We start from the raw sequence: 24,520 nt of genomic DNA, 5'->3' as shown, positions 1-24,520 counted from the left end.
AGAGCGCCACGCTGCGAACTTACACAAAAAAGCCCGCACGGTGGCGGGCTTTGAGGCGGCGGTCAGCTTATTTTTTGCTGGAACGCTTGCGCTCGTTCTCTTTGAGCAGCTTCTTACGCAGGCGGATGAAGCTCGGCGTCACCTCGACCAGCTCATCGGAGTCGAGGAACTCGATGGCTTGTTCCAGGGTGAACTTCACTGGCGGCGTCAGCACGATGTTTTCGTCGTTACCCGAGGCGCGCATGTTGTCCAGCTTCTTACCTTTGGTGGGGTTGACCACCAGATCGTTGGCACGGCTATGAATACCGATCAGCATGCCTTCGTACACTTCGGTACCGTGATCGACGATCAGCTTACCGCGCTCTTGCAGCGTATAAAGCGCGTACGCTAGCGCTTTACCGTCGACCATGGAGACCATGACGCCGTTACGACGCTCAATGGCGGCGTCGGGCTTCAGCGGGCCGTAGTGGTCAAAGCGGCTGGTCAGAATGCCGGTGCCGGAGGTCAGGGTCAGGAACTGGCCACGGAAACCGATCAAGCCACGGGCGGGGATGATGAAGTCCAAACGAACGCGGCCTTTGCCGTCCGGGTTCATGTTGGTCATTTCGCCCTTACGGTAGCCGAGCTCTTCCATGATCGAGCCCTGGTGCTGCTCTTCACAGTCGATGATGACTTCTTCGTAGGGCTCTTGCTTGACGCCGTCGATCTCTTTGATGATGACTTCCGGGCGGCCCACGGCCAGCTCGAAGCCTTCACGACGCATGGTTTCGATCAGGACCGACAGGTGCAGTTCACCACGGCCTGATACCTTGAATTTCTCGGGCGTTTCGCCCTGCTCAACGCGCAGCGCCACGTTGTGGATCAGCTCCTGATCCAGACGGTCTTTAATGTTACGGCTGGTGACGAACTTACCGTCTTTGCCGGCGAACGGCGAGTCGTTGACCTGGAAGGTCATGGAAACGGTCGGCTCGTCGACGGTCAGCGGCGGCAGCGCTTCGACGTTGTTCACGTCGCACAGCGTGTCGGAGATCGCCAGATCTTCGATGCCGGTGATGCAGACGATATCGCCAGCGGTGGCTTCGTCGGTTTGCACACGTTCGAGGCCCATGTGTGTCATCACCTGGCCGACCTTACCCTTACGGGTCTTGCCTTCCTTGGTGATCACGCTGATTTGCTGGTTCGGCTTGACGCTGCCGCGGGTGATGCGGCCTAGGCCGATAACGCCGACGTAGCTGTTGTAGTCCAGGGCAGAGATCTGCATCTGGAAGGGACCGTCGACTTCGACCTTCGGCGGCTCGACGATGTCCACGATGGCTTGGAACATCGGGTCCATGTTGTCGGACAGCTCTTCCGGGTCCATACCGGCAATCCCGTTCAGCGCCGAGCAGTAGATGATCGGGAAGTCGAGCTGCTCGTCGGTGGCACCCAGGTTGTCGAACAGGTCGAAAATCTGATCGATGACCCAGTCAGGGCGCGCGCCAGGGCGGTCGATCTTGTTGACGACGACGATCGGCTTCAGGCCTTGAGAGAAGGCTTTCTGGGTCACGAAGCGGGTCTGCGGCATCGGGCCGTCGACGGCGTCGACCAGCAGCAGTACCGAGTCCACCATGGACATGACGCGCTCGACCTCACCACCGAAGTCAGCGTGCCCAGGGGTGTCCACGATATTGATGTGGTAACCCTTACCATTCCCATCCTGCCACTGAATAGCGGTGTTTTTGGCCAGGATGGTAATACCGCGCTCCTTCTCCTGGTCATTAGAGTCCATGATACGCTCTTGGCCTTCGGCCTTGCGGTCGAGCGTGCCGGACTGGCTTAACAGTTTGTCTACCAAGGTAGTTTTACCGTGGTCAACGTGGGCGATGATGGCAATGTTGCGAAGATTCTCGATCACGACGCGATCCTGCTGGAAAAATAGGGCGGCATTATAGGGTCTGGGGGCGGTCGACTACCAGCGCTGTCTTAAATAAAGCAGCAAGTCAATAACCTAAACGCGGCAGTTTTCGCTGTTGTGACGCTTCCGTTAAGATAGGCGTTTTCCCAGTTGGGGCAAGCACATGACCATCGGTAACCTGATGCGTTTGTTGAGCGATGGCGAGGTTCATTCCGGTGAACAATTAGGCGAAGCGCTGGGCGTTTCCCGAGCCGCCGTGTGGAAACAGCTAAAGAAATTAGAGGCGCTGGGCGTGGAGCTGGTGGCCGTCAAAGGGCGTGGCTATCGGCTCGCGTACCCGCTGGAGCCCCTAGAAGGTGCCAAGATCGTCGAGCGGCTGCCCGCCGAGGCGCGTCATCTACTGACGCGGCTGTTCGTAGAGGATCAGCTGCCTTCCAGCAACGAATATCTGCGCGAGCGCTTTTCCCAAGGGGCTGGGCATGGCGAAGTTTGCTTCGTCGAGTTGCAAACCGCTGGGCGTGGCCGTCGTGGACGCGTGTGGTCGACCCCGTGGGGCCAGAGCTTGATGGTCTCGATGGGCTGGCGCTTCGAGTCTGGCATCAATGCGCTGGAGGGGTTGAGCCTAGCGGTGGGGGTGGTGGTTTCCCAGGTGCTCGAACGGTATGGCGTGTCGCCCAAGCTGAAGTGGCCTAACGACGTGTTGCTGGCTGAAAAGGGGGATGAGCTGGGTAAGTTGGCCGGCATTCTGATCGAGGTGACCGGTGATGCGGCAGGCCCTTGCGAAGTGGTCATCGGTATCGGTATGAACCTCTCGCTGCCGGATAGCCTGCGTGCCGCCATCGACCAGCCAGTGGCGGCGCTGTTCGATGCGCAGCCGGGTATCTCTCGCAATCAACTGGCCGCGGATATGGTGTCGGGGCTGCTCAACATGTTGGCGGGGTTCGAAGCTGACGGCTTTGCACCCTGGTTGGAGGCTTGGAACCAGCGTCATGCTTATGCGGGGCTGCCGATCCGCGTGATTCAAGGCGAGCGTTCCAGCGACGCCGTCGCCGGAGATGTGGATGAAAGTGGTAACCTATGGGTTACTGAAAACGGTCACTCGCGACGCCTGTCGGGCGGTGAGATCAGCGTACGTAGGCGCCTATGATTTTGGACTTGGATATCGGCAACACGCTGTCGAAATGGCGGCTAAAGGATGCCGAGAGTAGTGAGATCCGCTCGCGAGGTGCCGTGTGGACGCGGGAAGAGTGGCGTCCCGGGGCAGACATTCCCGATTTGGATGTCGTGGAGGCGGTGCGTATCTCCAGCGTGGCCAGGGCCGCCGTGCTCGAAGAGACGGTTGCGCTGTTGCGCCGCCAAGTACGACACGTCTATGTGGCCCGCTCAACGCCGGAAGCGCTTGGCGTCGTCAACGGGTACGACGAGCCAGGGCGTCTAGGGGTCGACCGCTGGATGGGCGCGCTAGCGGGCTATCAGTTGGCGGGAGGGTGTTGCGCGGTGGATTGCGGCAGCGCCATCACCATCGACTTCGTCCTGCCGGGCGGTGTGCACTTGGGTGGCTTTATCATTCCAGGACTGCGGCTGATGAAAGAGAGCCTGAAGCTGGGAACGCGTAATGTCGCCATCGATCCTGAAAGCGAAGCCGATGCGCTGCTGGAGCCTGGGCGACGCACGGTGGATGCGGTGAACCACGGCATTTACATGGCGGCCGTCAGTGCCATCAACCGCATTTATAGTGAGGTATGTGATCAGCAGGGCTTGGCGCTGCCGGTGCTGTTGACCGGCGGCGATGCGCGCGTGGTTTCCCGTGGTGTTCAAGTGCCTCACGCGGTGTGGCCCGATATGGTATACGGCGGGTTGGAAGCCTGCTATCCGCTTACGTTTGCCGAGCGGGCGGGAAAGATGTCGGGAGCACCGCGAGTGCCCGAGCCAGTATCGTTAGAAAAAATTCGCGCAGGCCTTGCATTCTCCATGCTGCTTTGACAGAATGCAGCGCGTTCCAGAGCGGAAGCAGCGTTTTAGAGACGCCGCTTCCAGCAAGCTTTGATAAATAAAGAGTTTGCAGGCTTGACACCGCTTTGGAGACTGGCATAATGTGCCGCCACAGCTGGAGAGGTTCCCGAGTGGCCAAAGGGAGCAGACTGTAAATCTGCCGCGAAAGCTTCGAAGGTTCGAATCCTTCCCTCTCCACCAGATTGAGCAAGCGTTGAGCTAGTCAGCGTTTGGGAATGAAACGCCGGTAAGCGGGCATTAGCTACTGTTACTCGTGCAACGGATTGTCATTCTATAGGCAAGTTCGGCGGGCGTAGTTCAATGGTAGAACCTCAGCCTTCCAAGCTGATGGTGCGGGTTCGATTCCCGCCGCCCGCTCCAGTTTGATGTGTTTTGGCTCATGTAGCTCAGGGGTAGAGCACACCCTTGGTAAGGGTGAGGTCGACGGTTCAATTCCGTCCATGAGCTCCATATTGCGAAGAAAGCGAGCGAAGCTCGCTTTTTTTGTCTTTGCCCTCCAATTGAGTGGGGGTAGAAGTAGGGGTTGTCAGGTGGAGGTTTCTCCGCTATAATGGCGCCCGCTGTTGCGTAGGTGTTTGGCTTGCGCACATGACGATACAGGCCAGTAGCTCAATTGGCAGAGCAGCGGTCTCCAAAACCGCAGGTTGGGGGTTCGATTCCCTCCTGGCCTGCCAACCTTCCCCAGGTTGGTATGTCTTTTCTAGAATTCCTTTGTCGCTCGCTGCACCCTTAGGAGTCTCGTTTTTATGAAGCCTAGTTCCGTAAAACATGGCGCAGAGGTGCAACAGACGCGCCATGACGGGCTCAAGTGGGCGGCGGTTGTGGCGCTGCTTGTCGTTGCAGTCGTTGGTAATACCTATTTCGCCGATGTTGGCCTGCTCTACCGCGTCTTGGGTGTGGTGGTGTTGTGTGCGCTTGCGGGTTTGATCGCCTTAACAACCACTAAAGGTCGCGACTTAGTCGAGCTGGCCATCAGCGCCAAGAAAGAGATTCAGCGCGTTGTATGGCCGACCCGTCCTGAAACCATTCAGACCACCGCTATTGTGCTGGTGGCTGTATTGGTGGTGGGTCTGATGCTGTGGTTGATCGATACTCTTCTTGGCTGGGCGATGTCCGGCGTCATTGGTTAGGAGCATTCATGTCCAAACGTTGGTACGTCGTCCACGCTTATTCCGGCTTTGAAAAGCATGTCATGCGCTCGCTGATCGAGCGTGTGAAGATGTACGGCATGGAAGATCGCTTTGGCGAAATCCTGGTGCCGACGGAAGAAGTGGTCGAGATGCGCGACGGCAAGCGCCGCAAGAGTGAGCGCAAGTTCTATCCCGGCTATGTATTGGTCGAGATGGAGATGGTGGATGAAACCTGGCACTTGGTGAATGAAACGCCGCGAGTGATGGGTTTTATCGGTGGCACCAAAGAGAAGCCCGCCGCAATTACTACTCGCGAAGCCGAAGCAATCTTGCGTCGCGTGAAAGACGGTACCGACAAGCCGCGGCCTAAAACGATGTTTGAGCCGGGTCAGTCTGTCCGCGTTATTGATGGTCCGTTTGCTGACTTCAACGGTGTTGTTGAAGAAGTGAACTACGACAAGAGCCGTCTGCAGGTCAGTGTACTGATCTTTGGGCGTGCGACGCCTGTTGAGCTTGAGTTCTCACAGGTAGAAAAAGAGTAATTTTAAGATGTTGCAGGGTGGTGCGCAGTGCGTGCCACCCTGGATTCATGTAAAGCAGCCCAGCGCTGCTTTACGCGTACCGGGGAGCCGTCAGGCGCTATCACCCAACTGGAGTATTTACCATGGCCAAGAAAGTACAGGCTTACATCAAACTGCAGGTTGCTGCAGGTAAAGCCAACCCGAGTCCGCCCGTAGGCCCCGCGCTGGGTCAGCACGGCGTGAACATCATGGAATTCTGTAAGGCGTTTAACGCTGCCACTCAAGAAATTGAGCCGGGTCTGCCGACGCCTGTCGTGATCACTGTCTACTCTGACCGTAGCTTCACGTTCGTCACCAAGACGCCGCCTGCGGCCGTACTGCTGAAAAAAGCAGCGGGCATCAAGTCAGGTTCTGGTGAGCCGAACAAGAAGAAAGTTGGTACCGTGACTCGCGAGCAGCTCGAAGAGATCGCTAAAACCAAAGAGCCGGATATGACGGCTGCTGATCTCGATGCCGCAGTGCGCACCATCGCTGGTAGCGCTCGTAGCATGGGCTTAAACGTGGAGGGTCTCTGATCATGGCTAAACTGTCTAAGCGCGCGAAAGTCATTCGCGAGAAAGTAGACCCGAATAAAGCATACTCTTTGGAAGAAGCCGTTGCGCTGCTGTCCGAGCTGTCGACTGTCAAATTCAAAGAGTCTCTGGACGTTGCGATCAACCTGGGTGTCGATCCGCGTAAATCTGACCAGGTTGTACGTGGTGCCACCGTTATGCCTAACGGTACTGGCAAAGACGTACGCGTAGCGGTCTTCACCCAGGGTGCTAACGCTGATGCTGCTAAAGAAGCCGGCGCTGACATCGTGGGTATGGATGATCTGGCTGAGCAAGTCAAAAAAGGCGTGATGGATTTCGACGTTGTTATCGCTTCTCCGGATGCGATGCGCGTTGTGGGTCAGCTGGGCCAAATCCTTGGCCCGCGCGGCCTGATGCCGAACCCGAAAGTAGGCACCGTAACGCCTGACGTGGCAACTGCGGTCAAGAACGCCAAAGCGGGTCAGGTGCGTTTCCGTACCGACAAGAACGGCATCATCCACACTACCCTGGGTAAAGTGGACTTTGACGCAGCTTCCGTTCAGGGCAACCTGGAAGCGCTGGTAGCTGACCTGAAGAAGCTCAAGCCGAGCTCCTCTAAAGGTATCTACTTTAAGAAAATCACCCTGTCCACTACCATGGGCCCGGGTCTGACCATCGACCACTCTGCGCTGGTATAAGCGAGTCGTCGGCAGGTTTTTAGTTAGTACCGAGCAAGAACTTTGCGGTCCCTCGCCTGGCTCAGCCGGTCGAGGCGCCGTCAAAGACCGCAGGTGCCGCCTGATCTACTGAAGATTGGGCGGCTTAATCGCCTTAGGGCGCCTGCGCAGATGGTGTGGCCGCCAGTTGGTTAACGCTTTTCGCAAGCCGCTTTCTGGTGAGCACCATCCCCTAAGGCTTCCAAGGTGAGCAGTATGTCTTGGAAGAGATGGTAACCACCGGAGCCTTTATGGGTTCCGGCACGAAGGAGTGATCACTGTGCCACTAGCACTTGAAGGCAAGAAAGCGATTGTTGCCGAGGTCAGTGAAGCGGCCAAGGGCGCACTCTCCGTCGTAGTTGCCGATTCTCGTGGCGTTACGGTCAGCAAAATGACCGATCTGCGTAAGCAGGCCCGTGAGAACGGTGTTGAGCTTCGTGTTGTTCGTAACACGCTGGCTCGCCGCGCACTCGAAGGCACTCAGTGGGAGTGTCTGAACGAGAGCTTTGTTGGTCCTACTCTGCTGGCTTTCTCTACCGAACACCCGGGCGCTGCCGCTCGTCTGTTCAAAGAGTTCGCTAAAGACGAGAAGAACTTCGAAGTCAAAGCGCTGGCCTACGAAGGTGAGCTGATTCCGGCTGCTGACATCGATCGTCTAGCAACCCTGCCGACTTACGACGAGGCCATTGCCAAGTTGATGTCGGTCATGAAAGAAGCCTCCGCTGGCAAGCTGGTTCGTACTCTGGCCGCCCTGCGCGACCAGAAGCAAGAAGCCGAAGCTGCCTAAGCAGCGTTTCTTGCAGGCGGCGTGAACGATGTGATCGCAACGCTGCCTGAACCAAGCAATGAACCCTGAGTTCTCGGTCGACCGAGACTCCCGCAAAGTTAGGAATGAAACAATGGCACTGACCAAAGACGATATCATCAATGCTGTAGCCGACATGTCCGTAATGGAAGTTGTCGAGCTGATCGAAGCGATGGAAGAGAAGTTCGGCGTTTCTGCAGCGGCGGCCGTTATGGCTGGCCCGGCTGCTGGCGGCGAAGCAGCTGCTGAAGAGCAGACTGAATTTGACCTGGTACTGGCATCTGCTGGTGACAAGAAAGTTAACGTCATCAAAGCCGTTCGTGAAATCACCGGTCTTGGCCTGAAAGAAGCCAAAGGTGCCGTTGACGGCGCGCCGGCGACCATCAAAGAAGCCATGTCTAAAGAAGACGCTGAAGCAGCTAAGAAGAAGCTGGAAGAAGCGGGCGCAACCGTCGAGCTCAAGTAATCCTTGTGCTGATGGCTTTACGCGCTGCGTAAGCTTCCACGGCTGGCGGCGGGCTATCCCGCTGCCGGCCTTTTTCTGTTGTAATATGCTGCAAGGCAACAGCAGAAGCGCTGCGGTAAAAAGCAGCAAAACAGTAAGACCGTTGTTGTGAAGCGTACGTTGTTGTAACGCGTAAGTTGTGAAGCGCGAGTGATGTTAGCAAGCGACAGCAAAGCGCGAACAGCACTACTGTAACACTGTTATCTATCAAGATTTTTGACGGCGAGCTACCGATTTAGGAGCTTGCTGTCTGCGTCTGAAACGCCCGCGGGGCAGATGACCACGCATCGGTCACCCATGGTGAACAAGCTGGGGAATACAGATGGCTTACTCATATACTGAGAAAAAACGCATCCGCAAGGATTTCGGCAAACTGCCCCAAGTGATGGATGTGCCTTACTTGCTGGCCATCCAGCTTGATTCCTACTACGACTTTCTCCAGCAGGATCGTTCGCCCGACGAGCGCCACGAGGTTGGCCTGCACGCGGCGTTCAAGTCCGTGTTCCCGATCGAGAGCTTCTCAGGTAATGCGGCCCTGGAGTACGTCAGCTACCGTTTCGGTACGCCGGCATTCGATGTCAAAGAGTGTCAGCTGCGTGGCGTGACCTATTCCGCTCCGCTGCGTGTCAAGGTTCGCTTGATCATCTATGATCGCGACTCTTCGAACAAGGCCATCAAGGATATCAAAGAGCAGGAAGTCTACATGGGGGAAATCCCCCTGATGACCGAGAACGGTACCTTCGTGATCAACGGTACTGAGCGGGTTATCGTTTCCCAGCTCCACCGCTCGCCCGGTGTGTTCTTCGATCACGACAAAGGCAAGAGCCACTCTTCTGGTAAGTTGCTCTACTCTGCTCGCGTGATTCCTTACCGTGGTTCTTGGCTCGACTTCGAGTTCGACCCGAAAGACAACGTCTTCGTCCGTATCGACCGTCGCCGCAAACTGCCGGCGTCAGTACTGATGCGTGCGCTGGGCATGAGCACCGAAGAGATCCTGACGGAGTTCTTTGAAACCAGCAAATTCCACATCGAGAAGACCGGTTTCTCTGTGGAGCTGGTACCGTCACGCCTGCGCGGCGAAACGGCCACCTTCGACATCAAAGATGGCGAAGGCAACGTGATTGTGGAAGAAGGGCGCCGCATTACCCAGAAGCACATTCGTCAGCTTGAAAAAGCGGGTCTTGAGCGTCTGGAAGTGCCGATGGAGTACCTGTTCGGCAAAACGCTGGCCAAAGACCAGATCGATACCAAAACCGGTGAGCTGATCTGTCCGTGTAATACGGAAATCACTCCGGAAGTCCTGGAGCGTATGGCGCAGGGCGGTATCACGCATATCGAAACCCTCTACACCAACGACCTCGACTGTGGTTCGTTCATTTCCGACACCCTGAAGCTGGATACGACCGGCTCACAGTTGGAAGCGCTGGTTGAAATTTACCGCATGATGCGCCCCGGTGAGCCGCCCACCAAAGAGGCTGCCGAGACGCTGTTCCACAACCTGTTCTTCACCGAAGACCGCTACGACCTGTCGGGCGTTGGTCGGATGAAGTTCAACCGTCGTCTGCGTCGTGAAAGCGACACGGGCTCTGGCGTATTGGATCGTAAAGACATCCTCGATGTGCTACGCGAGCTGATCAATATTCGTAACGGCTTCGGCGACGTGGACGATATCGATCACCTGGGTAACCGTCGTATTCGCTGTGTGGGCGAAATGGCCGAGAACCAGTTCCGCGTCGGTCTGGTGCGTGTCGAGCGCGCAGTGAAAGAGCGTCTTTCCATGGCGGAAAGCGAAGGCCTGATGCCGCAAGACCTGATCAACGCCAAGCCCGTTGCGGCGGCGGTGAAAGAGTTCTTTGGCTCCAGCCAGCTGTCTCAGTTCATGGACCAGAACAACCCGCTCTCCGAGGTGACTCACAAGCGTCGTGTGTCCGCACTCGGCCCGGGTGGTCTGACCCGTGAGCGTGCAGGCTTCGAAGTGCGCGACGTACACGCCACGCACTATGGCCGTCTATGCCCGATCGAAACGCCGGAAGGCCCGAACATCGGTCTGATCAACTCGCTGGCGACGTACAGCCACACCAACAGCTACGGCTTCCTGGAAACGCCTTACCGTAAAGTCATCAACAGCCAGGTGACCGATGAGGTGGTGCATCTCTCCGCGATCGAGGAGGGCGATTTCGTTATCGCGCAGGCCTCTGCCGCCGTGGATGAGTCTGGCAAGCTGAGCGATGACCTGGTGCAGGTACGTCACCGTGGCGAGACGACCTTCATGCGTCCCGAGCAAGTGACGCTGATGGACGTGTCTCCGCGTCAGGTCGTCTCCGTGGCCGCCGCGCTGATTCCGTTCCTCGAGCACGACGATGCTAACCGCGCCTTGATGGGTGCGAACATGCAGCGTCAGGCCGTGCCGACCCTGCGCGCCGACAAGCCGCTGGTCGGTACCGGCATGGAGCGTTTCGTGGCACGCGACTCCGGCGTGTGTGCCGTGGCGCGCCGTGGCGGCGTCATTGACTCCGTCGACGCGCGTCGTGTCGTGGTGCGGGTCAACGAAGATGAAATCATCGGCGGTGAAGCCGGTGTCGATATCTACAACCTGACCAAGTACACCCGTTCTAACCAGAACACCTGCATGAACCAACGTCCCATCGTGCGTCCTGGTGACAACGTGGCACGTGGCGATATCCTCGCCGACGGTCCGTCCGTCGACATGGGGGATCTGGCGCTGGGTCAGAACATGCGTATCGCGTTCATGCCCTGGAACGGCTACAACTTCGAGGACTCCATTCTGCTCTCCGAGCGGGTCGTTCAAGAAGACCGTTTCACCACGATCCACATTCAGGAACTGACCTGTGTGTCCCGCGACACCAAGTTGGGGCCGGAAGAGATCACCTCCGATATTCCCAACGTCGGTGAGTCCGCGCTGGGTAAATTGGATGAAGCAGGCGTCGTCTACATCGGTGCCGAAGTCGGCCCTGGTGACATTCTGGTCGGTAAGGTTACGCCCAAAGGCGAAACCCAGCTGACGCCCGAAGAGAAGCTGCTGCGCGCCATCTTCGGTGAGAAAGCGTCCGACGTAAAAGATACCTCTCTGCGTGCCCCCACCGGCATGAAAGGGACGGTCATCGACGTTCAGGTCTTCACCCGTGACGGCGTCGAAAAAGACTCCCGTGCGCTCTCCATCGAGCAGATGCAACTGGACGAAGTGCGTAAGGATCTTCAAGAGACCTACCGCATCGCCGAAGATGCCACCTTCGAGCGTCTGAAGCGCACACTGGCCGGTCAAGCCGTCAACGGTGGACCGCAGCTGAAGAAAGGCGACGTGCTGGACGAAGCGTACCTGGACGAACTGCCCCGTCAGCAGTGGTTCAAGCTGCGCATGCAGGACGAGTCGTACAACGAGCTGCTGGCCCAGGCCGACGAACAGCTCGAAAACCGTCGTAAAGAGATGGACGAGCGTTTCGAAGACAAGAAGCGCAAGCTGACCCAGGGCGACGATCTCGCGCCGGGCGTGCTGAAAATCGTCAAGGTCTACATGGCGGTGAAGCGTCGTATCCAGCCCGGTGACAAGATGGCCGGTCGTCACGGTAACAAAGGTGTTATCTCCGCGATCATGCCCATCGAAGACATGCCGTTCGACGAGAAGGGCGAGCCGGTGGACGTGGTGCTGAACCCGCTGGGTGTACCGTCGCGTATGAACGTTGGTCAGATCCTGGAAACCCACCTGGGTATGGCGGCACGTGGTCTCGGGGTCAAGATTGACGCCATGCTGCGTGATGCTCGCGGCCAGCAGGTTGCTGAAATTCGCGACTTCCTGGGCCAGGTGTATAACACGCCGGGTACCCGCGTCGAGGACATCGACTCCCTGACCGATGACGAAGTCATCGCGCTGGCGAAGAACCTCAAAGGCGGTGTGCCGATGGCTACGCCGGTGTTTGACGGTGCCAAAGAGCACGAAATCAAGCACCTGCTGAAGCTGGCGGACATTCCGGAGTCGGGCCAAATGACGCTGTATGACGGTCGTACCGGCGATGCGTTTGACCGTCCGGTGACCGTTGGCTACATGTACATGCTGAAGCTCAACCACCTGGTAGACGACAAGATGCACGCGCGTTCTACCGGCTCTTACTCGCTTGTTACGCAGCAGCCGCTGGGTGGTAAGGCGCAGTTCGGTGGTCAGCGCTTTGGTGAGATGGAAGTGTGGGCGCTGGAAGCCTATGGCGCCGCGTACACGCTGCAAGAGATGCTCACCGTCAAGTCGGACGACGTCGAAGGCCGCACCAAGATGTACAAGAACATCGTGGATGGCGACCACACCATGCAGGCAGGCATGCCGGAATCCTTCAACGTACTCGTGAAGGAAATCCGCTCGCTGGGCATCGATATCGAGTTAGAGAGCTAGGAGCCGTCCAATGAAAGATTTGGTGAAAGTACTCAAATCGCAATCTCAGTCCGAAGAGTTTGACGCGATCAAGATTACCCTGGCGTCGCCGGACATGATTCGCTCCTGGTCCTTCGGCGAGGTGAAGAAGCCTGAGACCATCAACTACCGTACCTTTAAGCCGGAACGGGATGGTCTGTTCTGCGCCAAGATTTTCGGCCCGGTCAAAGACTACGAGTGCTTGTGCGGCAAATATAAGCGCATGAAGCACCGCGGTATCATCTGTGAGAAGTGTGGCGTCGAAGTCACCAAGGCAGCCGTGCGCCGTGAGCGCATGGGCCACATCGAGCTGGCATCGCCGGTCGCTCACATTTGGTTCCTGAAGTCTCTGCCGTCGCGTATCGGCATGTTCCTCGATATGACCCTGCGTGATATCGAGCGCGTGCTCTACTTCGAAAGCTTCGTGGTCATCGACCCCGGCATGACCACGCTGGAGCGTGGTCAGCTGCTCAACGACGAGCAGTACTTCGAAGCGCTGGAAGAGTTCGGCGATGACTTCGACGCCCGCATGGGTGCCGAAGCGGTCCAAGAGCTGCTGAAAGACATCGATCTGGAAGAGGAGATCAACCATCTGCGTGAAGAAATTCCGCAGACGAACTCTGAAACCAAGATCAAGAAGCTGTCTAAGCGCCTGAAGCTGCTGGAAGCATTCTACCACTCCGGCAATGCGCCGGCGTGGATGGTCATGGAAGTGCTGCCCGTGCTACCGCCGGATCTGCGTCCGCTGGTACCGCTGGACGGTGGCCGCTTCGCGACATCGGATCTCAACGACCTTTACCGTCGTGTGATTAACCGTAACAACCGCCTGAAGCGTCTGCTGGACCTCAACGCGCCGGACATCATCGTGCGCAACGAGAAGCGGATGCTCCAGGAAGCGGTCGACGCGCTGCTGGACAACGGCCGCCGTGGCCGTGCGATTACCGGTTCCAACAAGCGCCCGCTGAAATCCCTGGCCGACATGATCAAGGGTAAGCAGGGTCGCTTCCGTCAGAACTTGCTCGGTAAGCGCGTGGACTACTCTGGCCGTTCGGTCATCACCGTTGGTCCGACCCTGCGTCTGCACCAGTGTGGTCTGCCGAAGAAAATGGCGCTCGAGCTGTTCAAGCCGTTCATCTACTCCAAGCTGCAGTCGCTGGGCCATGCGTCCACGATCAAAGCGGCGAAGAAGATGGTCGAGCGCGAGCTGCCGGAAGTGTGGGACATCCTGGCCGACGTTATTCGCGAACACCCGGTACTGCTCAACCGTGCGCCAACGCTGCACCGTCTGGGTATCCAGGCGTTCGAACCGCTGCTGATCGAAGGTAAGGCGATCCAACTGCACCCGCTCGTCTGTGCGGCCTACAACGCCGACTTCGATGGTGACCAGATGGCGGTTCACGTACCGCTGACCCTGGAAGCACAGCTCGAAGCACGTGCGCTGATGATGGCGACTAACAACGTGCTGTCGCCTGCTAACGGCGAGCCGATCATCGTCCCGTCGCAGGACGTTGTTCTGGGTCTGTACTACATGACCCGTGAGAAGATCAACGCCAAAGGCGAAGGCATGGTGTTCTCCGACCTCAACGAGGTGGAGCGTGCGTTCGGCACTCAGTCCGTGTCGCTGCATGCCCGCGTTAAGGTGCGTCTGGATGAAGTGGATGTCGACGAAGAGACCGGTGAGCGCTCCGAGCATCGTCGCCTTTACGACACCACCGTGGGTCGTGCGCTGCTATTCCGCATTCTGCCGGAAGGCGTGCCGTTCGCGCTGATCGATCAGCCGATGAAGAAGAAGGCGATCTCCAGCCTGATCAACGAGGTATACCGTCGTGCGGGCCTGAAGCCCACGGTCATCTTCGCTGACCAGCTGATGTACACCGGCTTCCGTCTGGCGACCTGGTCCGGTGCCTCGATCGGTGTGAACGACTTCGTTATCCCCGAAGCCAAAACCGAGATCGTCGATGCGGCAGAAGCAGAAGTTAAAGAGATCGAAGATCAGTTCTCTTCCGGTCTGGTAACGGCAGGCGAGAAGTACAACAAGGTCATCGATATCTGGTCCAAGGCCAACGATAAAGTGGCCAAGGCGATGATGGTCGGCATCTCGAAAGAGACGGTCGTCGATCGTGACGGTAATGAAGTCGAGCAAGACTCCTTCAACAGCGTCTTCATCATGGCCGACTCCGGTGCCCGTGGTAGTGCCGCCCAGATCCGCCAGCTGGCGGGTATGCGTGGCCTGATGGCCAAGCCGGATGGCTCGATCATCGAAACGCCGATCGTGGCCAACTTCCGTGAAGGTCTGAACGTACTGCAGTACTTCATCTCGACCCACGGTGCACGTAAAGGTCTGGCGGATACGGCTCTGAAAACGGCTAACTCCGGTTACCTGACCCGTCGTCTGGTCGACGTGGCGCAGGATCTGGTCATTACCGAGACCGACTGTGGCACCGAAAACGGCCTGACGCTGCACCCGATCATCGAGGGTGGCGACATCATCGTACCGCTGTCTCAGCGCGTACTGGGCCGTGTCGTCGCGCAGGACGTGGTCGATCCGAGCACGGAAGAAGTGCTGATTCCGCGCAACACGCTGCTGGACGAGAAGTGGTGTGCGTCGCTGGACACCATGGGCGTGGACGAGATCGTCGTACGCTCCACGATTACCTGTGACACCGCACACGGCGTATGTTCGTCCTGTTACGGTCGTGACCTTGCCCGTGGCCACCAGGTCAACATCGGTGAGTCTGTCGGTGTCATCGCCGCCCAGTCGATCGGTGAGCCGGGTACCCAGCTTACCATGCGTACGTTCCACATCGGTGGTGCGGCCTCGCGTTCTTCTGCGGTCGATAGCGTTCAGGTCAAGCACGGCGGTAAAGTGCGCCTGCACAACATCAAGCACGTTGAGCGTGCCGACGGCAAGCTGGTCGTGGTGTCCCGTTCGAGCGCCCTGGCGGTCGCCGACGATCACGGTCGTGAGCGTGAGTACTATAAGTTGCCCTACGGTGCTGAGCTCTCCGTACGCGACGGTGACGTGGTCGATGCCGGTGCGGTCGTGGCCAAGTGGGATCCGCACACGCACCCGATCATTGCCGAGGTAGAAGGTAAGGCGCAGTTCATCGATCTCGACGAGGGTGTCACCATGCACCGCAGCGTCGATGAGATGACCGGTCTATCGTCTATCGAAGTCATCGAATCGGCCGCACGCCCGATGGCAGGTCGTGACAAGCGTCCGATGGTGATGCTGAAAGACGCTGCTGGCGAGTACGTTTCTGTATCCGGCTCCAACACGCCGGTCCAGTACCTGCTGCCGGGCAACTCGATTATCTCCGTAGACGATGGCGCGACCATCGGCGTCGGTGAAGTCGTTGCTCGTATTCCGGTCGAGGCGTCTGGTAACAAGGACATCACCGGTGGTCTGCCGCGCGTGGCCGACCTGTTCGAAGCGCGTAAACCGAAAGAGTCTGCCATTCTGGCGGAAATCAGCGGTGTGGTGAGCTTCGGCAAAGAGACCAAAGGTAAGCGTCGTCTGACGATTACCCCGGAATCTGGCGATCCGTTCGAAGCGCTGATCCCGAAATGGCGTCAAATCGCCGTGTTCGAAGGTGAAGCGGTCGAGAAGGGTGAAGTGATCTCCGATGGCCCCAGTAACCCGCACGATATCCTGCGTCTGCTGGGTGTTGCGGAACTGGCCAAGTACATCACGGCTGAAGTCCAGGACGTTTATCGTCTGCAGGGTGTTGGCATCAACGACAAGCACATCGAAGTGATCGTGCGTCAGATGCTGCGTAAGGTAGAGATCACCGACTCCGGCGACTCTGACTTCATCACCGGCGACCAGGCCGAGCTCGTGCGCGTCCTCGAACAGAACGCACGACTCGAGAAAGAAGGTAAGTTCCCGGCCAAGTATCAACGCTTGCTGCTGGGTATCACCAAGGCCAGCTTGGCCACTGAATCGTTCATCTCCGCCGCGTCGTTCCAGGAAACGACCCGCGTACTGACCGAAGCAGCGGTCACCGGCAAGCGCGACTACCTGCGCGGCCTGAAAGAGAACGTGGTGGTTGGACGTCTGATTCCGGCAGGTACCGGTCTGACCCACCACGCAGAGCGTCGTCGCAAGCGCGAAGACGTAGAGCGTCTGTTCAACCCCTCGGCGACCGAGGTAGAGCAGGAGCTTGGCGCTCAGTTGACCGCCCTGGATTCAGACGACGATCTGTAACCACCGGTACAACGAGCAACACGAGTGGCTGGCCCAAAGAGCACGGTCTTGTCGGCGAATCCGTCGGCAAGACTTGACGCCACCTAGGGTCAGCCTTTAGAATGCGCAGCCTTTAACAGTGGGGCGGGTGCGCCCGCATCCGCTGCTAGTACTTGTTAAAGGCTAAGGCAACCATTGGAGTCAGCTAAACACCATGGCAACGATTAATCAGCTAGTGCGCAAGCCGCGCAAGCGCCCCGTCACCAAGAGTGACGTGCCTGCGCTTCAGGCATGCCCGCAAAAACGTGGCGTATGTACGCGCGTTTACACCACTACCCCTAAGAAGCCGAACTCGGCACTGCGTAAGGTCTGCCGTGTGCGCCTGACCAACGGCTTTGAAGTGTCTTCTTACATCGGTGGTGAAGGTCACAACCTGCAAGAGCACTCTGTTGTTCTGATCCGCGGCGGTCGTGTAAAGGATTTGCCGGGTGTGCGTTATCACACCGTTCGTGGCGCCCTGGACACCTCTGGCGTACAGAACCGTAAGCAGGGTCGTTCTAAGTACGGTACTAAGCGTCCGAAGTCCTAAGACGGCTTATCGCAGCGTGCAGCGCTGCGGCGTTACCTTTCACACGAATATGACGGTCTGATAAGAGTAAGGTCGGGCGGCGCAAAAGCGACGTGAGTCCCGGGTTTACCTGAAGGATCCTTAATTGAGGGCTTATCATGCCTAGAAGAAGAGTTGTAGCTAAACGCGAAATCCTGCCGGATCCTAAGTTCGGAAGTGAGCGTCTGGCGAAGTTCATGAACCACCTGATGGTCAGCGGCAAGAAGTCCGTAGCTGAGCGCATCGTATACGGTGCGTTGGACAAGGTTGCCGAGCGTAGTAAAGAAGAGCCGCTGGAAATCTTCGACAAGGCGCTGGAAACCATCCAGCCGATGGTCGAGGTGAAGTCTCGCCGCGTAGGTGGTGCGACCTATCAGGTGCCGGTTGAAGTTCGTCCGTCACGCCGTCAAGCGCTAGCCATGCGCTGGCTGGTAGACGCTGCGCGTCGTCGCGGTGAAAAAACGATGGTTCAGCGTCTGGCAGGTGAAATGCTGGATGCCGCTGAAGGTAAAGGTTCTGCCGTTAAGAAACGTGAAGACGTTCACCGCATGGCAGAAGCCAACAAGGCCTTCTCTCACTATCGTTTCTAAGCTCGGCGCTTCTAAGTTTGTGTCGCTTTTTGCCAGTTGCGGTGTGGTGGGAAAGATTTTCGTCATGTTGCAACACGCCGCCGCTATCGTTGTCGATGGCGGCGGTGGCATAAGCAAAAAGTACACCGCTGGATTAACGAGCATCGCCAACTAACGGGAGTTTCACCGTGGCACGCAAGACTCCACTTAAGCGTTATCGCAATATCGGTATCGTGGCACACGTTGATGCGGGTAAAACCACAACAACCGAGCGCGTACTGTTTTACACCGGCCTTTCCCACAAAGTGGGTGAAGTGCACGATGGTGCGGCGACCATGGACTGGATGGAGCAGGAGCAGGAGCGTGGTATCACTATCACCTCAGCTGCGACGACCTGTTTCTGGCAGGGCATGAGTAAGCAGTTCGACGAGCACCGCATCAACATCATCGATACCCCCGGGCACGTTGACTTCACCATCGAAGTTGAGCGTTCTCTGCGTGTTCTCGATGGCGCGGTCGTCGTACTGTGCGGTTCCTCCGGCGTTCAGCCGCAGACCGAGACCGTATGGCGTCAGGCCAACAAATACGAAGTTCCGCGTATGGTTTTCGTCAACAAGATGGACCGTACCGGCGCTGATTTCTTCATGGTGGTCAACCAGCTCAAAGAGCGTCTGGGTGCTAACGCCGTGCCGATCCAGATCAACTGGGGCACGGAAGAAGACTTCAAAGGCGTTATCGACCTGATCGAGATGAAAGCCATCTTGTGGGACGAAGAGAGCCTGGGCATGAACTTCGAGCTCGTGGACATTCCGGCGGAGCTGCAAGAGACCGCTGAAGAGTACCGTGAGCAGATGGTCGAAGCCGCTGCCGAAGCTTCCGAAGAGCTGATGGACAAGTACCTTGAAGAAGGCGAGCTGACCGTCGCTGAAATCAAGGCGGGTCTGCGTGCTCGTACGCTGGCTAACGAAATCGTCCTGGTTACCTGTGGTTCTGCCTTCAAGAACAAAGGTGTTCAGGCGGTACTGGACGGCGTTATCGAGTACATGCCTTCGCCGACAGAAGTTAAGGCCATCGAGGGTGAGCTGGACGACAAAGACGGCACCGTCGCGACGCGTGAAGCAGACGATAGCGCTCCGTTCGCCGCTCTGGCGTTCAAAATTGCCACCGACCCCTTCGTTGGTACGCTGACCTTCATCCGCGTCTACTCGGGTGTTCTGAAATCTGGTGATGGTGTCTACAACTCCGTCAAACAGAAGAAAGAGCGTGTTGGTCGTATCGTTCAGATGCACGCCAACTCTCGCGAAGAGATCAAAGAAGTACTCGCAGGCGACATCGCTGCTTGTATCGGTCTGAAGGACGTCACGACAGGTGACACCCTGTGCGACATCGATAACAAAATCGTTCTCGAGCGCATGGAGTTCCCGGATCCGGTAATCTCGGTTGCCGTTGAGCCGAAGTCCAAGGCCGACCAAGAGAAGATGGGCGTTGCACTGGGTAAACTGGCCCAGGAAGACCCCTCTTTCCAGGTCAAGACCGACGAAGAGACCGGCCAGACCATCATTTCTGGTATGGGCGAGCTGCACCTGGACATCATCGTTGACCGTATGCGTCGCGAGTTCAAGGTAGAAGCGAACATCGGTAAGCCGCAGGTTGCCTACCGTGAAACGATTCGTGGCAGCGTCGAGCAGGAAGGTAAGTTCGTACGTCAGTCCGGTGGTCGTGGTCAGTACGGTCACGTGTGGCTACGTATCGAGCCGCTGACTGCAGAAGAGAAGGGTGAAGGCGAAGAAGAGATCTTCTTCAAGTTCAACTCTGAGATCGTAGGTGGTGTGGTTCCGAAGGAATACGTACCTGCGGTTGAGAAAGGTGCTTTCGAGCAGTTGCAAAACGGTGTCATCGCGGGCTACCCGATGATCGACGTCAAAGTATCGCTGTTCGATGGTTCCTACCATGACGTGGACTCCAACGAGACTGCGTTCAAGATTGCTTCTTCTATGGCAGTGAAAGAAGGTGCCAGGAAGGCCAAGGCCGTGCTGCTGGAGCCGGTGATGAAGGTCGAAGTCGTGACCCCCGAAGAGTTTATGGGTGACGTCATGGGCGACCTGAACCGTCGTCGCGGCCTGGTGCAGGGCATGGATGACTCCTCTTCTGGTAAAGTCATTCGTGCAACGGTGCCACTGGGTGAGATGTTCGGTTATGCAACCGATCTGCGCTCACAAACCCAGGGCCGTGCGAGCTACTCTATGGAGTTCGCGAAGTACGAGGAGGCGCCCTCCAGCGTCGTTGAAGCCGTCATCAACCAAAACGGTTAACCGTTAGCTAACGTAAAGAGGTTATAGCAGTGGCTAAGGAAAAATTTGAACGTTCCAAACCGCACGTCAACGTCGGCACCATCGGTCACGTCGACCACGGTAAAACGACTCTGACAGCGGCCCTGACCCGCGTGTCTGCTGAGGTTTTCGGCGGCGACTGGCGTGAATTCGATACCATCGATAACGCTCCGGAAGAGCGTGAGCGTGGTATCACCATCGCGACATCTCACGTTGAATACCAGTCTGAAGTGCGTCACTACGCGCACGTTGACTGCCCGGGACACGCTGACTACGTCAAGAACATGATCACCGGTGCTGCCCAGATGGACGGCGCGATCCTGGTATGTTCTGCCGCTGACGGCCCCATGCCGCAGACTCGTGAGCACATCCTGCTGTCTCGTCAGGTTGGCGTTCCGTTCATCGTTGTGTTCCTGAACAAAGCGGACATGGTCGATGACGAAGAGCTGCTCGAGCTGGTCGAGATGGAAGTTCGTGAACTTCTGTCCGAGTACGACTTCCCGGGTGACGACACGCCGATCATCACTGGTTCTGCCCTGATGGCACTGAACGGTGAAGACGAGAACGGCATGGGTACTACTGCGGTAGCTAACCTGATCAAAGCTCTGGATGACTACATCCCTGAGCCGGAGCGTGCTATCGACCAGCCGTTCCTGATGCCGATCGAAGACGTATTCTCTATCTCTGGCCGTGGTACCGTTGTTACCGGTCGCGTAGAGCGCGGTATCGTTAAAGCCGGTGAAGAAGTGGAAATCGTGGGTATCCGCGACACCACCAAAACCACCGTTACTGGCGTAGAAATGTTCCGTAAGCTGCTCGACGAAGGTCGTGCAGGTGAGAACGTTGGTGCGCTGCTGCGTGGTACTAAGCGTGATGACGTTGAGCGTGGTCAGGTACTGGCGAAGCCGGGCACCATCAACCCGCACACTGTCTTCGAAGCCGAAGTATACGTGCTGTCCAAAGAAGAAGGTGGTCGTCACACCCCGTTCTTCAAAGGCTACCGTCCGCAGTTCTACTTCCGTACCACTGACGTTACCGGTACTTGTGAACTGCCGGAAGGCGTTGAAATGGTCATGCCGGGCGACAACGTGAAAATGGTTGTTACCCTGATCGCTCCGATCGCTATGGACGACGGTCTGCGCTTCGCGATCCGCGAAGGTGGTCGTACCGTTGGTGCTGGCGTTGTGGCCAAAATCGTCAAGTAATCTGATTACTTGATGATAAGAGGGGGCTCTTGTGAGCCCCCTTTTCTGCGCACCAATCGCAAATGTTTGACATGTGCTGTTGGCGTGCCTATAATGCGCATCCTTTGAATGCGTGGGTAGACGGCTCGCGCCGTCGACATCCATTGGAGTTTAGGGCAAATGCAGAACCAAAAGATTCGCATTCGGTTGAAAGCGTTCGACCATCGCCTGATCGATCAGTCCACAGCGGAGATCGTTGAAACCGCTAAGCGTACTGGTGCTCAGGTCCGTGGTCCGATTCCGCTGCCGACCAACCGCGAGCGCTATACCATCCTGATTTCACCGCACGTCAACAAAGATGCGCGTGATCAGTATGAGATTCGTACTCACAAGCGTGTGCTCGACATCGTTGAGCCGACCGAGAAAACCGTTGATGCGCTGATGAAGCTCGACCTCGCCGCTGGCGTAGACGTGCAAATCAAGCTCGACTAATACACTAGACACTTTGCGGCCCAGCGCTCATTGAACATGTTTGAGCAGCAGCCGCCGCGCCGTGAGGCGCCACACAATGTGCTAGTGGAATGCTCTGGAAAGGGCAGCCATAGCGGGTGATAGCCCCGTACACTATAGGAGACTGAGTATGACTATCGGTTTAGTCGGTAAAAAGGCCGGGATGACCCGTGTCTTTACCGAAGATGGCGCATCCGTGCCCGTGACCGTTATTGAAGTTGATCCTAACCGTGTAACACGCGTCAAGACCATCGAGTCTGACGGTTACGCAGCGGTTCAGGTGACTACAGGTTCTCGTAAAGCCAAGCACCTCACCAAAGCGCAAGCTGGACAGTTTGCCAAGGCGGGTGTTGAGGCTGGTCGTTCACTGATGGAATTCCGTCTTGCAGAAGGCGAAGAAGCTCCTGAAGTGGGTGGCGAACTCACCGTATCCCTCTTCGAAGCTGGTCAAATGATTGACGTGACCGGCACCTCTAAGGGTAAAGGCTTCCAGGGTGCTGTTAAGCGCTGGAACTTCCGTACCCAAGACAACAGCCATGGTAACTCCCTGTCGCACCGTGCGCCGGGTTCTATCGGCATGTGTCAGACACCGGGTCGCGTATTTAAAGGCAAGAAAATGGCCGGTCAAATGGGTAACACCCGTTGCACCGTACAGAGCCTTGAGATCGTCCGTGTCGACGCCGAGCGTAACCTGCTGCTGATCAAGGGCGCAGTACCGGGTGCTACCGGTAGCGACGTTATCGTTCGCAGCGCCGTGAAAGCTGGCTGAAGGGGATAATTACCAATGAATCTGAATCTTGCTGCAGGCACGGGTACCGTTGAAGTAGCCGACGCCACTTTTGGCAAAGAATTCAACGAAGCGCTGGTGCACCAGGTCGTTACTGCCTACTTGGCTGGTGGCCGTCAGGGTACGCGCGCTCAAAAGAACCGTTCCGACGTACGTGGTGGTGGTAAAAAGCCGTGGCGTCAGAAGGGTACCGGCCGTGCACGTGCCGGTACTATCCGCTCTCCGCTGTGGCGCAGCGGCGGTGTGACTTTCGCGGCGCGTCCTCAGGACTACACCCAGAAAGTTAACCGCAAAATGTACCGCGCGGCGATGCGTTCCATCCTGTCTGAGCTGGTACGTCAAGAGCGCTTGGTCGCTGTTGAAGAGTTCAGCGTAGAAGCGCCGAAGACCAAGCAGGTCGCTGCCAAGCTGAAAGAGCTCAACCTTGAGAAAGTGTTGATCGTCACTGAAGAAGTCGACGAAACGCTCTATCTGGCCGCACGCAACCTTCCCCACGTTGACGTGGTGGATGTCGCTGCAGCTGATCCGGTGAGCCTGGTTGCCTTTGATAAGGTCCTGGTCACCGTCTCCGCCCTGCGTAAATTCGAGGAGAAGCTGGCATGAACCAGGAACGCGTATTCAAGGTTCTGCTTGGACCGCACGTGACCGAAAAGGCCGCGATGGCAGCCGAGCGCAACCAGTACGTTTTCAAGGTGGCAAGCGATGCTACCAAGCCCGAGATCAAGAAAGCCGTTGAAGCACTGTTCGGCAAGAAGGTCGGCAGCGTTCAGGTGCTGAACGTCAAGGGTAAAACTAAGCGTACTGCTCACGGCGTTGGCCTGCGTAAGGGTTACCGCAAAGCGTATGTGACCCTGGCTGCGGGTGAAACGCTCGAAGACTTCTCTGGCGCCGAATAAGGGCAGGAGTACGGATAATGGCAATCGTCAAGACCAAACCCACATCCGCCGGTCGTCGCCACGTCGTCAAGATCGTTGGTGAGGAACTGTACAAAGGCCGTGCTTATGCGCCGCTTTTGGAAAAACAGTCCAAGTCCGGTGGCCGTAACAACTACGGTCGCATCACCACCCGCCACGTGGGCGGTGGTCACCGTCATCATTATCGGTTGATCGACTTCAAACGCACCAAAGATGGCATCCCGGCCACCGTTGAGCGTCTGGAGCACGACCCGAACCGCAGTGCGCACATTGCACTGCTGAAGTATGCCGATGGCGAGCGTCGTTACATCATTGCACCGAAAGGTGTCAGCGCGGGTGACGTGCTGGAATCTGGTGTTAACGCGCCCATCAAGAAAGGCAATGCCTTGCCGCTGCGCAACATCCCGCTGGGTTCTACCGTTCACGGTATCGAGCTGAAGCCGGGTAAAGGCGCGCAGATTGCTCGCAGTGCCGGTACTAGCGCTCAGCTGGTTGCTCGTGAAGGTAACTACGCCACGCTGCGTCTTCGCTCTGGCGAAATGCGCAAAGTGTTGGCAGAGTGCCGCGCAACGTTGGGTGAAGTGAGCAACTCCGAGCACAGCCTGCGTCAACTTGGCAAGGCCGGTGCGAAGCGCTGGAGAGGTGTGCGTCCGACTGTTCGTGGTGTCGCGATGAACCCGGTGGATCACCCGCACGGTGGTGGTGAAGGCCGCACCAGTGGTGGTCGTCACCCGGTATCCCCGTGGGGCGTACCGACTAAGGGTCACAAGACGCGTAAGAACAAGCGCACCGACAAGCTGATCGTTCGTCGTCGTAATAAGACACGTTGATCTAAATTGCCAAGACATTAAGAGGTAACG

At 57.3% G+C, this 24,520-nt stretch carries 20 protein-coding genes and 4 tRNA genes; 23 read left to right on the top strand and 1 reads right to left on the bottom strand.

Annotated elements, in window-relative coordinates; all coding sequences use genetic code 11:
- Positions 1–67 precede the first annotated feature (67 nt).
- Positions 68–1,894 carry a translational GTPase TypA gene (gene typA / locus NH398_RS15980; RefSeq protein ID WP_159340652.1) on the bottom strand — a complete coding sequence of 609 codons (1,827 nt, stop codon included), beginning with the start codon at positions 1,892–1,894 and terminating at the stop codon, positions 68–70.
- Positions 1,895–2,057: 163 nt separating this feature from the next.
- Here typA and NH398_RS15975 point away from each other — a divergent pair, with 163 nt between their 5' ends.
- From NH398_RS15975 to rplB, 23 genes are all read left to right on the top strand, one after another.
- Positions 2,058–3,041, top strand: a complete 984-nt coding sequence (locus NH398_RS15975) for a biotin--[acetyl-CoA-carboxylase] ligase (protein WP_253019234.1) — start codon at positions 2,058–2,060, stop codon at positions 3,039–3,041.
- On the top strand, positions 3,038–3,877 hold the full coding sequence (locus NH398_RS15970) for a type III pantothenate kinase (protein ID WP_253019233.1): 840 nt from the start codon (positions 3,038–3,040) through the stop codon (positions 3,875–3,877). Before NH398_RS15975 ends, NH398_RS15970 begins: the two co-directional genes overlap by 4 nt.
- 126 nt (positions 3,878–4,003) lie before the next feature.
- Positions 4,004–4,087 (top strand) — tRNA-Tyr (locus NH398_RS15965).
- A gap of 106 nt (positions 4,088–4,193) precedes the next feature.
- Positions 4,194–4,267, top strand: a tRNA-Gly gene (locus NH398_RS15960).
- 15 nt (positions 4,268–4,282) lie between these two features.
- A tRNA-Thr gene (locus NH398_RS15955) sits at positions 4,283–4,357 on the top strand.
- Positions 4,358–4,505: 148 nt separating this feature from the next.
- Positions 4,506–4,581 (top strand) — tRNA-Trp (locus NH398_RS15950).
- A 72-nt stretch (positions 4,582–4,653) separates the two neighbouring features.
- Positions 4,654–5,037: a preprotein translocase subunit SecE gene (secE, locus tag NH398_RS15945; RefSeq protein ID WP_159340655.1), complete on the top strand. Its 384-nt coding sequence runs from the start codon at positions 4,654–4,656 to the stop codon at positions 5,035–5,037.
- 8 nt (positions 5,038–5,045) lie between these two features.
- Complete coding sequence (gene nusG, locus NH398_RS15940; RefSeq protein WP_159340656.1) at positions 5,046–5,579, top strand: transcription termination/antitermination protein NusG; 534 nt, start codon at positions 5,046–5,048, stop codon at positions 5,577–5,579.
- Positions 5,580–5,701: 122 nt separating this feature from the next.
- The gene (gene rplK / locus NH398_RS15935; protein WP_139527863.1) at positions 5,702–6,133 is read left to right on the top strand and encodes a 50S ribosomal protein L11; all 432 of its coding nucleotides are present in this window, start codon (positions 5,702–5,704) and stop codon (positions 6,131–6,133) included.
- A 2-nt stretch (positions 6,134–6,135) separates the two neighbouring features.
- The gene (rplA, locus tag NH398_RS15930) at positions 6,136–6,828 is read left to right on the top strand and encodes a 50S ribosomal protein L1 (protein ID WP_159340657.1); all 693 of its coding nucleotides are present in this window, start codon (positions 6,136–6,138) and stop codon (positions 6,826–6,828) included.
- Positions 6,829–7,126: 298 nt separating this feature from the next.
- Positions 7,127–7,633 (top strand): 50S ribosomal protein L10, encoded by a 507-nt coding sequence (gene rplJ / locus NH398_RS15925; protein ID WP_044628843.1) that lies wholly within the window; start codon positions 7,127–7,129, stop codon positions 7,631–7,633.
- A gap of 112 nt (positions 7,634–7,745) precedes the next feature.
- The gene (rplL, locus tag NH398_RS15920; RefSeq protein ID WP_139527866.1) at positions 7,746–8,117 is read left to right on the top strand and encodes a 50S ribosomal protein L7/L12; all 372 of its coding nucleotides are present in this window, start codon (positions 7,746–7,748) and stop codon (positions 8,115–8,117) included.
- Positions 8,118–8,478: 361 nt separating this feature from the next.
- The gene (gene rpoB / locus NH398_RS15915) at positions 8,479–12,555 is read left to right on the top strand and encodes a DNA-directed RNA polymerase subunit beta (RefSeq protein ID WP_159340658.1); all 4,077 of its coding nucleotides are present in this window, start codon (positions 8,479–8,481) and stop codon (positions 12,553–12,555) included.
- Positions 12,556–12,565: 10 nt separating this feature from the next.
- Entirely contained in the window at positions 12,566–16,780 is a 4,215-nt protein-coding gene (gene rpoC, locus NH398_RS15910; protein ID WP_159340659.1) for a DNA-directed RNA polymerase subunit beta', read from the top strand.
- Positions 16,781–16,973: 193 nt separating this feature from the next.
- Positions 16,974–17,348 carry a 30S ribosomal protein S12 gene (gene rpsL, locus NH398_RS15905; protein ID WP_009098973.1) on the top strand — a complete coding sequence of 125 codons (375 nt, stop codon included), beginning with the start codon at positions 16,974–16,976 and terminating at the stop codon, positions 17,346–17,348.
- Positions 17,349–17,485: 137 nt separating this feature from the next.
- Positions 17,486–17,956 carry a 30S ribosomal protein S7 gene (gene rpsG, locus NH398_RS15900; RefSeq protein WP_016915771.1) on the top strand — a complete coding sequence of 157 codons (471 nt, stop codon included), beginning with the start codon at positions 17,486–17,488 and terminating at the stop codon, positions 17,954–17,956.
- Positions 17,957–18,123: 167 nt separating this feature from the next.
- Positions 18,124–20,247 (top strand): elongation factor G, encoded by a 2,124-nt coding sequence (fusA, locus tag NH398_RS15895; RefSeq protein WP_159340660.1) that lies wholly within the window; start codon positions 18,124–18,126, stop codon positions 20,245–20,247.
- Positions 20,248–20,276: 29 nt separating this feature from the next.
- A complete protein-coding gene (tuf, locus tag NH398_RS15890) occupies positions 20,277–21,470 on the top strand; it encodes an elongation factor Tu (protein WP_139527870.1) in 1,194 nt (397 codons plus the stop codon).
- A gap of 159 nt (positions 21,471–21,629) precedes the next feature.
- Positions 21,630–21,941: a 30S ribosomal protein S10 gene (gene rpsJ, locus NH398_RS15885; protein ID WP_009098983.1), complete on the top strand. Its 312-nt coding sequence runs from the start codon at positions 21,630–21,632 to the stop codon at positions 21,939–21,941.
- A gap of 148 nt (positions 21,942–22,089) precedes the next feature.
- A complete protein-coding gene (gene rplC, locus NH398_RS15880) occupies positions 22,090–22,728 on the top strand; it encodes a 50S ribosomal protein L3 (RefSeq protein ID WP_044628835.1) in 639 nt (212 codons plus the stop codon).
- A 15-nt stretch (positions 22,729–22,743) separates the two neighbouring features.
- Positions 22,744–23,349, top strand: coding sequence for a 50S ribosomal protein L4 (rplD, locus tag NH398_RS15875; protein ID WP_139527871.1), 606 nt, complete (start codon positions 22,744–22,746; stop codon positions 23,347–23,349).
- The gene (rplW, locus tag NH398_RS15870) at positions 23,346–23,642 is read left to right on the top strand and encodes a 50S ribosomal protein L23 (RefSeq protein WP_009723902.1); all 297 of its coding nucleotides are present in this window, start codon (positions 23,346–23,348) and stop codon (positions 23,640–23,642) included. Before rplD ends, rplW begins: the two co-directional genes overlap by 4 nt.
- Before the next feature lie 17 nt (positions 23,643–23,659).
- Positions 23,660–24,490, top strand: a complete 831-nt coding sequence (gene rplB / locus NH398_RS15865; protein WP_044628832.1) for a 50S ribosomal protein L2 — start codon at positions 23,660–23,662, stop codon at positions 24,488–24,490.
- The last annotated feature ends 30 nt before the right edge of the window (positions 24,491–24,520 follow it).

Origin of the sequence: Halomonas sp. CnH100-B (assembly GCF_024124605.1) — a bacterium.
Classification (GTDB): Bacteria; Pseudomonadota; Gammaproteobacteria; order Pseudomonadales; family Halomonadaceae; genus Vreelandella.
The sequence above is the reverse complement of the archived record's forward strand: the minus strand, read 5'-3'. Positions and strand labels throughout refer to the sequence as shown.

Bases quoted from the DNA above. Each gene is read 5' to 3' on its own strand.
- rpsJ (WP_009098983.1), top strand. From the start codon at position 21,630: ATGCAGAACCAAAAGATTCGCATTCGGTTGAAAGCGTTCGACCATCGC.
- secE (WP_159340655.1), top strand. From the start codon at position 4,654: ATGAAGCCTAGTTCCGTAAAACATGGCGCAGAGGTGCAACAGACGCGC.
- rpsL (WP_009098973.1), top strand. From the start codon at position 16,974: ATGGCAACGATTAATCAGCTAGTGCGCAAGCCGCGCAAGCGCCCCGTC.
- rpoB (WP_159340658.1), top strand. From the start codon at position 8,479: ATGGCTTACTCATATACTGAGAAAAAACGCATCCGCAAGGATTTCGGC.
- rplB (WP_044628832.1), top strand. From the start codon at position 23,660: ATGGCAATCGTCAAGACCAAACCCACATCCGCCGGTCGTCGCCACGTC.
- rplD (WP_139527871.1), top strand. From the start codon at position 22,744: ATGAATCTGAATCTTGCTGCAGGCACGGGTACCGTTGAAGTAGCCGAC.
- rpsG (WP_016915771.1), top strand. From the start codon at position 17,486: ATGCCTAGAAGAAGAGTTGTAGCTAAACGCGAAATCCTGCCGGATCCT.
- nusG (WP_159340656.1), top strand. From the start codon at position 5,046: ATGTCCAAACGTTGGTACGTCGTCCACGCTTATTCCGGCTTTGAAAAG.
- rplA (WP_159340657.1), top strand. From the start codon at position 6,136: ATGGCTAAACTGTCTAAGCGCGCGAAAGTCATTCGCGAGAAAGTAGAC.
- rpoC (WP_159340659.1), top strand. From the start codon at position 12,566: ATGAAAGATTTGGTGAAAGTACTCAAATCGCAATCTCAGTCCGAAGAG.
- NH398_RS15970 (WP_253019233.1), top strand. From the start codon at position 3,038: ATGATTTTGGACTTGGATATCGGCAACACGCTGTCGAAATGGCGGCTA.
- rplW (WP_009723902.1), top strand. From the start codon at position 23,346: ATGAACCAGGAACGCGTATTCAAGGTTCTGCTTGGACCGCACGTGACC.
- NH398_RS15975 (WP_253019234.1), top strand. From the start codon at position 2,058: ATGACCATCGGTAACCTGATGCGTTTGTTGAGCGATGGCGAGGTTCAT.
- rplC (WP_044628835.1), top strand. From the start codon at position 22,090: ATGACTATCGGTTTAGTCGGTAAAAAGGCCGGGATGACCCGTGTCTTT.
- rplL (WP_139527866.1), top strand. From the start codon at position 7,746: ATGGCACTGACCAAAGACGATATCATCAATGCTGTAGCCGACATGTCC.
- rplK (WP_139527863.1), top strand. From the start codon at position 5,702: ATGGCCAAGAAAGTACAGGCTTACATCAAACTGCAGGTTGCTGCAGGT.